14 protein-coding genes and 1 riboswitch are annotated in these 12,489 nt (G+C 74.7%); of the genes, 10 read left to right on the forward strand and 4 right to left on the reverse strand.

All coding sequences use genetic code 11. The features are described from left to right. Nucleotides 1-33: 33 nt before the first annotated feature. Nucleotides 34-324, reverse strand: coding sequence for a type II toxin-antitoxin system Phd/YefM family antitoxin (locus ACZ6J5_RS33285; RefSeq protein ID WP_469397661.1), 291 nt, complete (start codon nt 322-324; stop codon nt 34-36). 58 nt (nt 325-382) lie between these two features. Between ACZ6J5_RS33285 and ACZ6J5_RS33290 the strand changes: the two genes are divergently transcribed. From ACZ6J5_RS33290 to ACZ6J5_RS33300, 3 genes are all read left to right on the forward strand, one after another. Further along, nucleotides 383-1,009: an ATP-dependent Clp protease proteolytic subunit gene (locus tag ACZ6J5_RS33290; protein WP_469397662.1), complete on the forward strand. Its 627-nt coding sequence runs from the start codon at nt 383-385 to the stop codon at nt 1,007-1,009. 7 nt (nt 1,010-1,016) lie between these two features. Then, nucleotides 1,017-1,322, forward strand: coding sequence for a hypothetical protein (locus ACZ6J5_RS33295; RefSeq protein WP_469397663.1), 306 nt, complete (start codon nt 1,017-1,019; stop codon nt 1,320-1,322). Nucleotides 1,323-1,662: 340 nt separating this feature from the next. After that, nucleotides 1,663-1,837, forward strand: a riboswitch (cyclic di-AMP (ydaO/yuaA leader). 3 nt (nt 1,838-1,840) lie between these two features. Continuing rightward, nucleotides 1,841-2,317: a C40 family peptidase gene (locus ACZ6J5_RS33300; protein WP_469397664.1), complete on the forward strand. Its 477-nt coding sequence runs from the start codon at nt 1,841-1,843 to the stop codon at nt 2,315-2,317. A 118-nt stretch (nt 2,318-2,435) separates the two neighbouring features. Here the strand turns inward: ACZ6J5_RS33300 and ACZ6J5_RS33305 are convergent, their stop codons facing one another. Then, complete coding sequence (locus ACZ6J5_RS33305; protein WP_469397665.1) at nt 2,436-2,867, reverse strand: ATP-binding protein; 432 nt, start codon at nt 2,865-2,867, stop codon at nt 2,436-2,438. Between the two features lie 167 nt (nt 2,868-3,034). After that, entirely contained in the window at nt 3,035-4,255 is a 1,221-nt protein-coding gene (locus ACZ6J5_RS33310; RefSeq protein ID WP_469397666.1) for an 8-amino-7-oxononanoate synthase, read from the reverse strand. A 142-nt stretch (nt 4,256-4,397) separates the two neighbouring features. Here ACZ6J5_RS33310 and bioB point away from each other — a divergent pair, with 142 nt between their 5' ends. From bioB to ACZ6J5_RS33345, 7 genes are all read left to right on the forward strand, one after another. Then, nucleotides 4,398-5,654, forward strand: coding sequence for a biotin synthase BioB (bioB, locus tag ACZ6J5_RS33315; protein WP_469397667.1), 1,257 nt, complete (start codon nt 4,398-4,400; stop codon nt 5,652-5,654). Beyond that, complete coding sequence (locus tag ACZ6J5_RS33320) at nt 5,647-6,927, forward strand: adenosylmethionine--8-amino-7-oxononanoate transaminase (RefSeq protein WP_469397668.1); 1,281 nt, start codon at nt 5,647-5,649, stop codon at nt 6,925-6,927. Before bioB ends, ACZ6J5_RS33320 begins: the two co-directional genes overlap by 8 nt. 119 nt (nt 6,928-7,046) lie before the next feature. Beyond that, nucleotides 7,047-7,772: a dethiobiotin synthase gene (gene bioD, locus ACZ6J5_RS33325; protein ID WP_469397669.1), complete on the forward strand. Its 726-nt coding sequence runs from the start codon at nt 7,047-7,049 to the stop codon at nt 7,770-7,772. A gap of 48 nt (nt 7,773-7,820) precedes the next feature. Beyond that, the gene (locus ACZ6J5_RS33330) at nt 7,821-8,165 is read left to right on the forward strand and encodes a VOC family protein (RefSeq protein WP_469397670.1); all 345 of its coding nucleotides are present in this window, start codon (nt 7,821-7,823) and stop codon (nt 8,163-8,165) included. Between the two features lie 79 nt (nt 8,166-8,244). Then, on the forward strand, nt 8,245-8,682 hold the full coding sequence (locus ACZ6J5_RS33335) for a GNAT family N-acetyltransferase (protein WP_469397671.1): 438 nt from the start codon (nt 8,245-8,247) through the stop codon (nt 8,680-8,682). A gap of 237 nt (nt 8,683-8,919) precedes the next feature. Continuing rightward, nucleotides 8,920-10,263 carry a hemolysin family protein gene (locus ACZ6J5_RS33340; RefSeq protein WP_469397672.1) on the forward strand — a complete coding sequence of 448 codons (1,344 nt, stop codon included), beginning with the start codon at nt 8,920-8,922 and terminating at the stop codon, nt 10,261-10,263. Then, complete coding sequence (locus tag ACZ6J5_RS33345; RefSeq protein WP_469397673.1) at nt 10,260-11,279, forward strand: hemolysin family protein; 1,020 nt, start codon at nt 10,260-10,262, stop codon at nt 11,277-11,279. The genes ACZ6J5_RS33340 and ACZ6J5_RS33345 overlap by 4 nt, the downstream gene beginning before the upstream one ends. Nucleotides 11,280-11,485: 206 nt before the next feature. Here the strand turns inward: ACZ6J5_RS33345 and ACZ6J5_RS33350 are convergent, their stop codons facing one another. Next, on the reverse strand, nt 11,486-12,478 hold the full coding sequence (locus ACZ6J5_RS33350; protein ID WP_469397674.1) for a maleylpyruvate isomerase N-terminal domain-containing protein: 993 nt from the start codon (nt 12,476-12,478) through the stop codon (nt 11,486-11,488). Between the last annotated feature and the right edge of the window lie 11 nt (nt 12,479-12,489).

The following is a 12,489-nucleotide window of genomic DNA, read 5'->3' on the forward strand; positions in this document are numbered from 1 at the left end:
CCCGCCCCGGGCGCCCCCGCCCCGGAGCCCCGTTCAGCCCCGGAAGCCCGGGCCGCCCGGCTCGCGATGGTGGGCGGCGAGGCCGAAGCGCCCCTGTTCGCCCGGAGCGGACGCGAAGGGCTCGACATGGGAGACCGTGCTGACCGCCGGCTCCTCGGCCGGCTGCCGGACCGCCTCCAGAAGCTCCAGGTCGGCGGCGGAGACCAGGGCGACCAGCGGCTTTCCGTGGCGGGTGACGACCACGCGCTCGTCGCCGTAGACGACACGGTTGATCAGATCGGCGAGCTCTGCGCGCGCTTGCGTCACCGGAATCTCGTAGGCCATGCTCCTCATCTTACGGCCTGTACGTCCTGTACATTTTTTACAGACAGAGGAGTACGCCATGCACGAGGCCCGCCACGTCCTTCCCGAGTTCACCGAGCGCACCGGCTACGGCACCCGCACCCTCGACCCCTACTCCAAGCTGCTGGAGGGCCGCATCGTCCTCCTCGGCACGCCGATCGACGAGATCTCCGCCAACGACGTCATCGCCCAGCTCCTGCACCTCGAATACGCGGCCCCCGGCCAGCCGGTCTCCCTCTACCTGAACTCCCCCGGCGGTTCGGTCAGCGCCATGACCGCGGTGTACGACACGATGCGGGCGCTCGCCTGCGAGGTGGAGACCACCTGCCTGGGCCAGGCCGTCGGCCCCGCCGCCGTCCTGCTCGCGGCCAGCACCCCTGGGCGCCGGCTGGCCCTGCCGGGCGCCCGGATCGTCCTCCAGGAGCCCGCCGTGGAGGAGCCGCTGCGGGGGCAGCCCAGCGATCTGGACATCCACGCGCGGGAACTGCTGCGCCAGCGCGAGCTGATGGCCGGCCTGCTGGCCGAGCACACCGGCCGGGGCCGCGCCGAGACCGCCGCCGACCTGGACCGGACCACCGTCCTGGACGCCCCGGCCGCCCTCGCCTACGGCCTGGTGGACCACGTGGTGGAGAGCCGGGCCCGGACCTCCGGCGCCGGGCGGGGGTGAGCCCGGCATGATCCCGGAGCCGCCGCCGCTGCCCGCGCTCACCCGCGCCGAGGGCGAGTTCGTGGACGCCTACCTCGAAGTCCTGGACCTCCTGGGGCGGATCAATCCATCCAGATCCACGCATACCTACGGGGCACTGCGCGCGGCCCAGGCCCTGGTCGGGCGCGCGACGGCGCTCCGCGACGCCCTGACGCTCATGCACACGCGGGGCGAGAGCGAGGTCCACGCCGACACATTGACCCGTGCGCTACGGGTGTTGGACGGAGAGCGACGGTCCGGCCGGGTCATCGTCCCCGGAGAGCCCGCCAGTTGACACAACCGCGTGTCGTGTCGAGGGCCGGCCGGGGCACGGCGACCGCAGAAACCCTCCCCCGTTCGGCGTAGTAGACGAATCGACATAGAGCTCAGGCGAGTTGCGCAGCAGGAGTACACATCTGGCGGAATCGGGCGTTCCCTCGCAGGTGCGGGCCTCATCGCCGAAACGTCGGAAGATCAAGAAACCCGACTGTCCACCCGTATGGATCAGTCGTGAGGAGCCTCACATATCGCCGTTTCAGCTCGGATTTCGCCCGGTCCGTGGGTCAAGATCCTCGACGACGACAAGCCCCCGCCACCCACGGCGGGGCGGTCCGGGCGGACGCCGAGTCCTGCCGCCGTCCCGGACGCCTGGTCGACAGGAGTGGATCGGCAGGAGTGGAGGACCCGAGCAGTACGGGACGTTCGCGCAGGACGCGGACGTTCCTCGGGGTGAAGCCGCAGCCGCGGCCGGGCATCTTCGCCTGCCCGAACCCGACAGGTCATCCTTCACAGGCGGCTGACGAAGGGTTGCGCATGACTGCGCAGATTCATGTCCCGTCCCTGCTGTCCCGGGCCGGAGCCGTCTCGGCTCTCACCCTCGCCGCCGTCGGCGGCTCGCTGCTCGCCCCAGGAGCGGCACCGGAGGCCCAGGCAGCGACGAACTACGCCACCAAGGCGCTGGACGTCGCCGCCTCGAAGAAGGGATCGCCTTACCGCTACGGAGCCTCGGGACCGAGCCGTTTCGACTGCTCGGGTCTCACGGTCTACTCGTACAAGAAGGCGGGCAAGACGCTGCCCCGCACCGCGCAGCAGCAGTACAACAAGACCCGGCACATCGCCGCGTCCGGTCGACAGAAGGGGGACCTGGTCTTCTTCCATTCCGGCGGAAGGGTGTACCACGTCGGAATCTACGCGGGTAACAACAAGATCTGGCACTCGCCGAAGACCGGCTCATGGGTGAAGCTCGACAAGATCTGGAGCTCGAAGATCTCCTACGGACGCGTCCGCTGACGCGCTGAACGACGGCGCGGGAGGAGCGCCCGGTGGCGCCGCCGTCCCCTCCTCCCGCGCTCCTCCTCAGACCCGCTCCGGCCTGCTCCGGCCCGCGTCGGCCCGCGTAGGCCCGTCCTCAGGCCGCGTGCGCCGCCGGCCAGGGCAGCCGGATCCACACCGTCTTGCCGCCCTCGTCCGTGGGCGTCACCGAGAGCCGCCCGCCCGCCTCCGCCGCGAGCGAGCGGATGATCACCAGGCCGCGCCCGTTGTCCTGCTGCACCGCGGCGGGCAGCCGCTGCGGCCAGCGCGGATGGCTGTCGGTCACGCCGATCCGCAACTGCTCGTCGCGCTCCAGGAGCACGTCCACCGTGAAGGTCGGCGACTGGCCGAAGGTGTGCTGGACCGCGTTGGTCGCCAGCTCCGAGACGATCAGCCGTACGGTGTCCGTGATGCCGTCGGCGTCGTCGAGCCCCCAGGACCCGAGCACCTCGGCCACGTACCGCCGGGCGGTCGGCACCGAGGCGGGATCGCTCGGCAGCGTGACGCTTGCTTCCTGATGGTCTGCCATGGCGACGCCGTCCCTTTCCCACCGGGCCGGGCCCCGGTCTGCGCTGCGCGCCAGCCTGCCACCGATCGCACCGCCCTGGGTGGCGATCCACCAAGATATGCGGATATCTGTCGCCCGATGCGGTGAACACCGCGACGGGCGACCGGACAAGCGCGCGTGACCCGCGCTCAGCCCCGGTCCCGCGCCCCGTCCGCCGCGCCCTCGGGCGCGGTCTCCAGGACGATGCCGACGGCCCGCTCGATCTGCTCGTCCGTGAGGTCCGCGCGGGCGGTCAGCCGGAGCCGGGAGATGCCGTCGGGGACCGAGGGCGGCCGGAAGCAGCCGACGCCCAGCCCGCGTTCCCGGCATGACGCCGCCCACGCCAGCGCCTGCTGCGGGCCCGGCGCCCGGACCGAGACCACGGCCGCGTCGGGCCGGGCGGCACTCAGCCCCGCCCCCGTGAGCAGCGTGTGCAGCCGGGCCGCCACCTCCCGGGCCCGGGCGGCCAGCTCCGGCTCGGCGGCGATCAGCCGGAGGCTCGCCAGGGCGCCGCCGACGGCCGCCGGGGCGAGACCGGTGTCGAAGATGAAGGTCCGGGCCGTGTTGACGAGGTGCTCGATCACCCGGGCCGGGCCGAGGACCGCGCCGCCCTGGCTGCCCAGCGACTTGGACAGGGTGAGGGTGGCGACGACGTCCGGGGCGCCCGCGAGGCCCGCCGCGTGGAGCGCGCCGCGCCCGCCCTCGCCGAGCACGCCGAAGCCGTGGGCGTCGTCGACGAGCAGGCCCGCGCCGTGCGCCCGGCAGGCCGCGGCGAGCGCGGCGAGCGGCGCCCGGTCGCCGTCCACGGAGAAGACGGAGTCGCTGACGACCAGCGCCGCGCGGCCCGGGTGGGCGGCCAGTGTCTTGGCGACGGCCTCCGGATCGGCGTGCGGGACGACGGCCGTCTCGGCGCGCGCCAGGCGGCAGCCGTCCACGAGGGAGGCGTGGTTGGCGGCGTCCGAGACGATCAGCCCGTCCCGGACGGAGAGCGCGGTGAGCGCCGCCAGGTTCGCGGTGTAGCCGGAGGAGAAGACGAGGGCCGCCTCGAAACCGCCGAACGCGGCCAGTTCGCGCTCCAGGCGCTCGTGCAGCCGGGTGGTGCCGGTGACGAGCCGGGAGCCGGTGGCGCCGGCGCCCCAGCGGCGGGCCGCCCCGGCCGCCGCCTCGGTGATCCCGGGCCGCCGGGTGAGACCGAGGTAGTCGTTGCCGGCCAGGTCGAGCAGGCCGGACTCGGCGGCGCGCGGGCGCAGCGTGCGGACCAGGCCGGCCCGCGCGCGCTGCCGTGCGGCGGTGTCGGTCCAGTCGAAGGCGGCCTCGCGCGGGTCGCGTCCCCCGCGCGGCGCCGACGGGTGCTCGGGGTACGACGGCATGACGGTTCCTTTTGTAGGCAGCGCACAGACCCTAACCCTCGTGGGCCGAGGTCAGGGTGTGGCCATACACACACCTCGATCGGGGTCGTTTGTTCAGTTCCTCCTTGGCCGAGGGGCGTGCGGTAGGCCAGGATCAGCGCTTATGGACCTGCTGAACACGCTGGTGGAGAAGGGGCTGCGGCGCGAGTCGCCGACCCGTGAAGAAGCGCTCGCCGTCCTGGCGACCTCCGATGACGAGCTGCTCGATGTGGTGGCCGCCGCCGGGAAGGTGCGCCGGCAGTGGTTCGGGCGCCGGGTGAAGCTCAACTATCTGGTCAACCTGAAGTCCGGCCTGTGCCCCGAGGACTGCTCGTACTGTTCGCAGCGGCTCGGTTCGACGGCGGGCATCCTCAAGTACACGTGGCTGAAGCCCGACGAGGCGTCCGCCGCGGCGGCGGCCGGGGTCGCGGGCGGCGCGAAGCGGGTCTGCCTGGTGGCGAGCGGGCGCGGCCCGACGGACCGTGACGTCGAGCGGGTCGGCAGGACCATCGAGGCCATCAAGCAGGACAACGAGGGCGTGGAGGTCTGCGCCTGCCTCGGCCTGCTCTCCGACGGCCAGGCGGAGCGGCTGCGGGAGGCCGGCGCCGACGCGTACAACCACAACCTGAACACGTCCGAGGCGACGTACGGGGAGATCACGTCCACGCACACCTACGCGGACCGCGTGGACACCGTGCGGAAGGCGCACGCGGCGGGCCTCTCGGCCTGCTCGGGCCTGATCGCGGGCATGGGCGAGCGCGACGAGGACCTGGTCGACGTCGTGTTCGCGCTGCGCGAGCTGGACTCGGACTCGGTGCCGGTCAACTTCCTGATCCCCTTCGAGGGCACCCCGCTGGCCAAGGAGTGGAACCTCACCCCGCAGCGCTGCCTGCGGATCCTCGCGATGGTCCGGTTCGTCTGCCCGGACGTCGAGGTGCGGATCGCGGGCGGGCGCGAGGTGCACCTGCGCTCGATGCAGCCGCTGGCCCTGCACATCGCCAACTCGATCTTCCTGGGCGACTACCTGACCAGCGAGGGCCAGGCGGGCCAGGCGGACCTGGACATGATCGCGGACGCCGGCTTCGAGGTGGAGGGCGCGGGCACGACGACGCTCCCGGCGCACCGCGCGGACGCGCTCGCGGCGGCCGGCGGCGGCTGCGGCTCGCACGCGGCGGCCGGCGGCGGCTGCGGTACGGAGGCCCCGGCGGGCGGCGGCTGCGGAGGGCACGCGGAGGCGGGCGGCGGCTGCGGTCCTTGCGGCGCGGGTGCCGGAGAGCCGGTGGCGGCGGGCGAGGAGCCGGCGGCCGTCCCGGGCGCCCGGACCGACCTGGTCGCGGTGCGCCGCCGAGGCGCCGGAACGGACCTCGCGCCGAATGCGTAACGAGGAACTGCTGGCCCTGGACCGGGCCCACGTCTGGCATCCGTACGGCCCCATGCCGGGGCGGGTGGAGCCGCTGGTCGTGGACTCCGCGTCCGGGGTGCGGCTCCGGCTCGCCGAACCGGCGGAGGGGCGGGCCGAGTTGATCGACGGCATGTCCTCCTGGTGGTCGGCGATCCACGGCTACAACCACCCCGTCCTGAACGAGGCGGCGCGCGGCCAGCTCGACCGGATGAGCCACGTCATGTTCGGCGGGCTCACCCACGAGCCGGCCGTGCGGCTCGCCGCCCGGCTGGTGGAGATCACCCCGGAGCCGCTGCGGCACGTCTTCCTCAGCGACTCCGGCTCGGTCTCGGTCGAGGTCGCGGCCAAGATGTGCCTGCAGTACTGGCGTTCCGTCGGGCGCCCCGGCAAGCAGCGGCTGCTGACCTGGCGCGGCGGCTACCACGGCGACACCTGGCAGCCCATGTCGGTGTGCGACCCGCAGGGCGGGATGCACGAGCTGTGGTCCGGGGTGCTCCAGCGCCAGGTGTTCGTCGACGCGCCTCCCGAGGAGTACGAGGAGGGGTACGCGGAGCTGCTGCGCGAGGCGATCGCGCGGCACGCCGACGAGGTCGCCGCGGTGATCGTGGAGCCGGTGGTGCAGGGCGCGGGCGGGATGCGCTTCCACTCCCCCGCGTATCTGCGGGTGCTGCGCGAGGCGTGCGACGCGCACGGCGTGCTGCTCGTCTTCGACGAGATCGCGACCGGCTTCGGCCGGACCGGTGAGCTGTTCGCCGCGGACCACGCCGGGGTCTCGCCGGACGTGATGTGCGTCGGCAAGGCGCTGACCGGCGGTTATCTGTCGATGGCCGCGACGCTCTGCACCAGCCGGGTCGCCGAGGGCATCTCGCGCGGCGAGGTCCCCGTGCTCGCGCACGGTCCCACCTTCATGGGCAACCCGCTGGCCTCCTCGGTCGCGCTCGCCTCGATCGACCTGCTGCTGTCGCGGGACTGGCGGGTCGAGGTCGAGCGCGTCGAGACGGGGCTGCGCGAGGGCCTCGCGGAGGCGGCCGGCCTGCCCGGCGTCCGGGACGTGCGGGTGCTCGGCGCGATCGGCGTCGTCCAGCTCGACCACGAGGTCGACATGGCGGCGGCGACCCGCGCGGCGGTCCGCGCGGGCGTGTGGCTGCGCCCGTTCCGGGACCTGATCTACACGATGCCGCCGTTCGTGACGGGCGACGAGGACCTGTCCGCCATCGCGCGCGCGGTGACCGAGGCGGCCCGCGCGGGCTGAACCGCGCGCGGGGCCCGGTCCGTCCGGCGCCCCGCGTCCCCGGCGGCGCGCGCGGGGCCCGCGCCGCCCGGCCTCGTCCCGGCCACCGGGCCCCGAGAAGCACGTGTGAGAGGACTCCCATGCCCGTCATCGTCGTCACCGGCACCGGCACCGAGATCGGCAAGACCGTCGTCACCGCCGCCACCGCCGCCCTGGCCACCGCCGCCGGCCGGTCCGTCGCGGTCCTGAAGCCCGCGCAGACGGGCGTGGCGCCGCGGGAGGCGGGCGACGTGGCGGAGGTGCTGCGCCTGTCGGGCGCGACGACCGGGGCCGAACTCGCCCGGTTCCCCGAGCCGTTGGCACCGGACACGGCGGCGCGCCGGGCGGGCCTCGCGCCGGTCGGCCCGGCCGAGGTCGCCGAGGCGGCCCGGAAGCTGGCGGAGGAGCACGACCTGGTGCTCGTGGAGGGCGCGGGCGGTCTGCTGGTGCGCTTCGACGAGGCGGGCGGGACGCTCGCCGACGCGGCCCGGCTGCTCGGGGCGCCGGTCCTGGTGGTCGTCCCGGCCGGTCTCGGCACCCTCAACTCGACCGCGCTGACGGCGGAGGCACTGCGGGCGCGCGGGATCGAGCAGCTGGGCGTGGTGGTGGGCAGCTGGCCCGGGGAGCCGGACCTGGCGGCCCGGTGCAATCTGGCGGACCTGCCGACGGCGGCGGGGGCCCCGCTGCTCGGGGCGGTCCCGGCGGGCGCGGGCGCGCTGGGTGCGGAGGAGTTCCGCGCGGCGGCGGCGGGCTGGCTGGCGCCCGCGCTGGGCGGGGAGTGGGACGCGGCCGGGTTCACGGCCGCGCACGCGGCGGCGCGGGCCTGAGCCCGGCCCGTCGCCCCGCGCTCCGGTCCGGCCCGTACGCTGGCCGGTATGCGTGCGCGTGTGCAGGAGATCGTGTTCGACTGCGCCGACCCGGCCGGGCTCGTCCGGTTCTGGTCGGCGCTGCTCGGCGGGGAACCCGTCGACCGGGGCCCCGACTGGTCGTACGTGGAGCCGCCGGGCTTCGTCCGGATCGCGTTCCAGCGGGTGCCGGAGGGCAAGGCGGCCAAGAACCGGCTCCATCTGGACGTGGAGGTGGCCGACCCGGTGGCGGCGGCCGAGGAGGTCCTGGCGCTCGGCGCGCGCCGCTCGGGCGGTCCGGTGACGGACGAGCAGGGCACCTTCCAGGTGATGGACGACCCCGAGGGCAACGAGTTCTGCTTCGTGACGGGCTGACCCGAACGCGGCCCCGCACCCGTCCTGGCCTGTGAAATCCGCTCGCCGGGCGGGCCGGGGCGGTGGTGGGATACGGGCCATGGATGACCTTCGTATACGGGCCGCGCTGGCGGCCGACCTCGACGCCGTGCTCGCCTTCTGGAAGACCGCGGCGGAGGGCACCAGCATCAGCGACGACCGCGCGGGCGTGGAGCGGCTGGTCGAGCGGGACCCCGGGGCGCTGCTCCTGGCCGAGCTGGACGGGGAGCTGGTGGGCACGGTGATCGCCGGTTTCGACGGCTGGCGCTGTCATCTGTACCGGCTCGCCGTGCACCCCGGGCGGCGCCGCCGGGGCATCGGCGGCGCGCTCCTGGGCGCGGCCGAGGAGCGCTTCGTACGGCTCGGCGGCCGGCGCGCGGACGCGATGGTGCTGGACCGCAACGAGCTCGGCCAGGCCGCGTGGCGGGCCGCGGCGTACGGTCCGCAGGAGCAGTGGACCCGCTGGGTGAAGCCGCTCGGAGCGGGCACCGGTGACTGAGCGCAGCCCCCTTTTGCCGGTCCTTTACTATGGGTGGTCAGAATTCGATCACCTGATCAGCCACAGCGCCGCATGAGCACCACCCGCGGCGCCGTGGCAGCACCGCCCCCGCACTATCGAAAGGTGTGAGCGTCCGCCCATGGGCGAGCCTCCCAGTAGCCGTTCCCGAAGCCGACATCGCGCGGTCCTCCCTCCCCTGACTGATCATGGGACTCGTCGAGGGACGGAGGTGAACCGATGACCGAGGTACTGCTCCTCTTCGTGGCGCTGCTGCTGGCCCTCGCCTGCGGTGCCTTCGTCGCGGCCGAGTTCTCGCTGACCACCGTCCAGCGGAGCGAGCTCGAAGCCGCCGCCGCGCGCGGCGAGCGGGGCGCCGCAGGCGCCCTCAAGGCCGTGAAGTCGCTGACCTTCCAGCTCTCCGGCGCCCAGCTCGGCATCACCGTGACCAACCTGGTCGTCGGCATGCTCTCCGAGCCCTCGATCTCCAAGCTGCTCAAGGGCCCGGTCGAGGCCCTCGGCCTCTCCCCCTCGGTCGCCTCCTCGGTGGCCCTGGTCCTCGGCACCGCGCTGTCGACCGTGGTCCTGATGGTCGTCGGCGAGCTGGTCCCCAAGAACTGGGCGATCTCCTCGCCGCTCGCGGTCGCCAAGGCGGTCGCCACCCCGCAGCGGATCTTCACCGCCGCGTTCAAGCCGCTGATCAGCCACCTCAACAACACCGCCAACCGCATCCTGCGCCGGCTGGGCCTGGAGCCCACCGAGGAGCTGGCCTCGGCCCGCTCCCCGCAGGAGCTGGTGGCGCTGGCCCGCCACTCCGCCAAGGAGGGCGCGCTGGAGGCGGACACCGCCGAGCTCTTCGTCCGCACGCTCAACCTGGCCGAGCTCACCGCGGAGAACGTGATGACCCCGCGCGTCCAGGTGACCGCCCTGGAGGTGCAGGCCACCGCCGAGGACGTCGCCAACGCCACCCGGGCGACCGGGCTGAGCCGCTTCCCCGTCTACCGGGGCAGCCTGGACACGGTCGTCGGCATCGCCCACATCAAGGACGTCCTCGCCATACCGGCCGCCGAGCGCCCGCGCCGCGGCATCGGCGAGCTGCTGCGCGAGCCGCTGCTGGTCCCCGAGAGCCTCACCGTGGACCGGCTGCTGGACCGCCTGTCCGGGAAGCAGACCATGGCCGTCGTCATCGACGAGTACGGCGGTACGGCCGGGGTCGCGACCCTGGAGGACATCGTCGAGGAGGTCGTCGGCGAGGTGCGCGACGAGCACGACCCGCACGAGACCTCCGACCTGGCCCCGGCGGGCGAGGACGCCGACGGCCGCGCGCTGTGGTCGGCCGACGGCGCCGCCCGCACCGACCAGCTGGAGGCCATCGGCCTGAAGCTGCCGGAGGGCCCGTACGAGACGCTGGCCGGCGTGCTGGCCACCGAGCTCGGCCGGATCCCGGCCGTCGGCGACAGCGTGGAGCTCACCGGCTGGCGGCTCGACGTCCTGGACGCCTCCGGCCGGCGCGCGGCCCGCGTGCTGATGCACGCCCCGCTGCCCGGTGAGGGCGCGGACGCGCGCGAGGAGGCCGCCCGATGATCGCGGTCCAGCTGCTGATCGGCTTCGCGACCCTGGTCGTGAACGCCTTCTTCGTCGGCGCCGAGTTCGCCCTGATCTCCGTGCGCCGCAGTCAGATCGAGCCGCTCGCGGAGGCCGGGAACCGCCGGGCCCGCAGCGTCATCTGGGGCCTGGAGCACGTCTCGGCGCTGCTCGCGGCGGCCCAGCTCGGCATCACCCTGTGCACCCTGGTGCTGGGCATCGTGGCCGAGCCGGCCATCGCCCACCTCCTGGAGCCGGTGTTCGACGCCGTCGGCGTGCCGGACGGCCTGGTGCACCCGATCTCCTTCGTGATCGCCCTGTCGGTCGCCACCTACCTGCACATGCTGCTGGGCGAGATGGTCCCGAAGAACATCGCGCTGGCCGAACCGGCCCGCTCCGCGCTGGCCCTCGGCCCGCCGCTGGTGACCTTCGCGCGGGCGCTGCGCCCGGTGATCTTCACGATCAACGCCTTCGCCAACGCGATCCTGAAGCTGCTGCGGGTCGAGGCGAAGGACGAGGTCTCGGCCACCTTCTCGGACGACGAGCTGGCCCGGATGGTCACCGACGCCGGGGACGCGGGGCTGCTCGACGACCGCGCCGCCGAGCGCCTGCACGACGCCCTGGAGCTGGGCCGCCGCCCGGTGCGGGACGTCGTGATGCCGGAGGACGAGGTCGTGTACGCGAAGGCGGGCACGACCCCGGAGGAGCTGGAGGAGCTGTCCGCGCGGACCGGCTACTCCCGCTTCCCGGTGGCGGACCCGGCCCGCCGGATCCTCGGCTACCTGCACGTGAAGGACGCCCTGGACATCGCCCCGCGCGACCAGCCGTTCCCGGTGTCGGCCCTGCGGCCGATCGCCCGGGTGCGGGCGGCGACGCCGCTGGACGACGTGCTGACGGCGATGCGGCGCAGCCGCACCCACCTCGCCGCGGTCGTCGACGAGGACGGGAGTCCGGCCGGTCTGGTGACGATGGAGGACGTGCTGCGCGAGCTGGTGGGCCGCCCCGCGGGGGGCTGACGCACCCCCGCTCGCAGCGGCGGAAGGGCCCGGGACGACAGCCGTCCCGGGCCCTTCCGGTGTCCGGGGCCCTTTGCCGGTATCCGGGGCCGCTCGGTGCCCGGGGCCGCTCGGTGCCCGGGGCCGCTCGGTGCCTGGGGCCGCTCGGGTGCCCGGAGCCGCTCGGTGCCCGGAGCCGCTCGGTGCCCGGAGCCCCGGGACGGGGCCTAGAAGGCGGTCGCCGCCGCCCAGGCGTCGAGCAGGGCGCGGTCGCCGGTCACGGTGAAGCGGGCGCCGTCGTCCGCCGCGTACCGGCCGTGGACGAGGAGCAGCAGGTCGGCGGCGGTGCCCGCGACGGCCGCCGTGGGCTCGTCCGCGGCGCCGCGGCGCCAGGCGAAGCCGCCGCCGCCCAGGGTGAGCGTCCAGGCGGCGCCGGTGTCGGTCGCGGTCAGCAGCAGGCGCGCGCCGTCCCGCCCGAGCCGGGCGACCGGCTCGGCGACCCAGGCGTAGTGCGGCAGGTTCTCCAGGAACTCCTCGACCCCGTCGGCGGCCGTGCCCGGGTCGGCGGGGGCGGGCGCCCGGCCGAGGGCCCGTTCGGCGTCGGCGAGGTGGACGACCGCCTCGAAGAGCAGCCGGCGCGGGTGGAACCGCACGTGCGGATCGGCGCCGTACGACCACATCGGGGCGTCCGGGTCGGCCGCCCGCAGCGTCCGCAGGGCGGCCCCGGCGCCCTCGGCGAACCAGCCCGGGTAGTCCGCCGGGTCCTCGGGGAGCTCCAGCGGCACGTCGCCGGGCCGGACCCGGGCGCCCGCGCGGGTGCGCACCAGGTGCTCCGTCCAGCGGTAGCCGGTGCCGAGGTGCCGGACCAGGTCGGCGAGGGTCCAGCCGGGGCAGGACGGCACGGGCGCGGCCGGGTCGGCGTCGCGGACGAGCGTGGCGAAGCGCTCGGTGTACGAGGCGAGCAGGGCGCACCGGGCGGCGTGCGCGTCACCCGGGAGGCCGAGCCCCGCCGGGACCTTCAGGAGGCGTTCGCGGCGGGGTCCGGGCGGCTGTCGCAGGGCGGCGGCGCGCAGCAGCCGGTCGAGGGTCCTGCGGTCGGCCGGGGACAGCCCGTCCAGCGGGCGCGCGGCGCCCTCCAGGCCCGGTCCCGCCCCGGGATCCCGCTCCGCGGCGAGCTCCGCGACAGCCTCGGCCAGCGCGTTCAGCAGCGCCTCGCTCATGGGGTTTCCCC

The organism is Streptomyces sp. NPDC042100, from assembly GCF_055582325.1.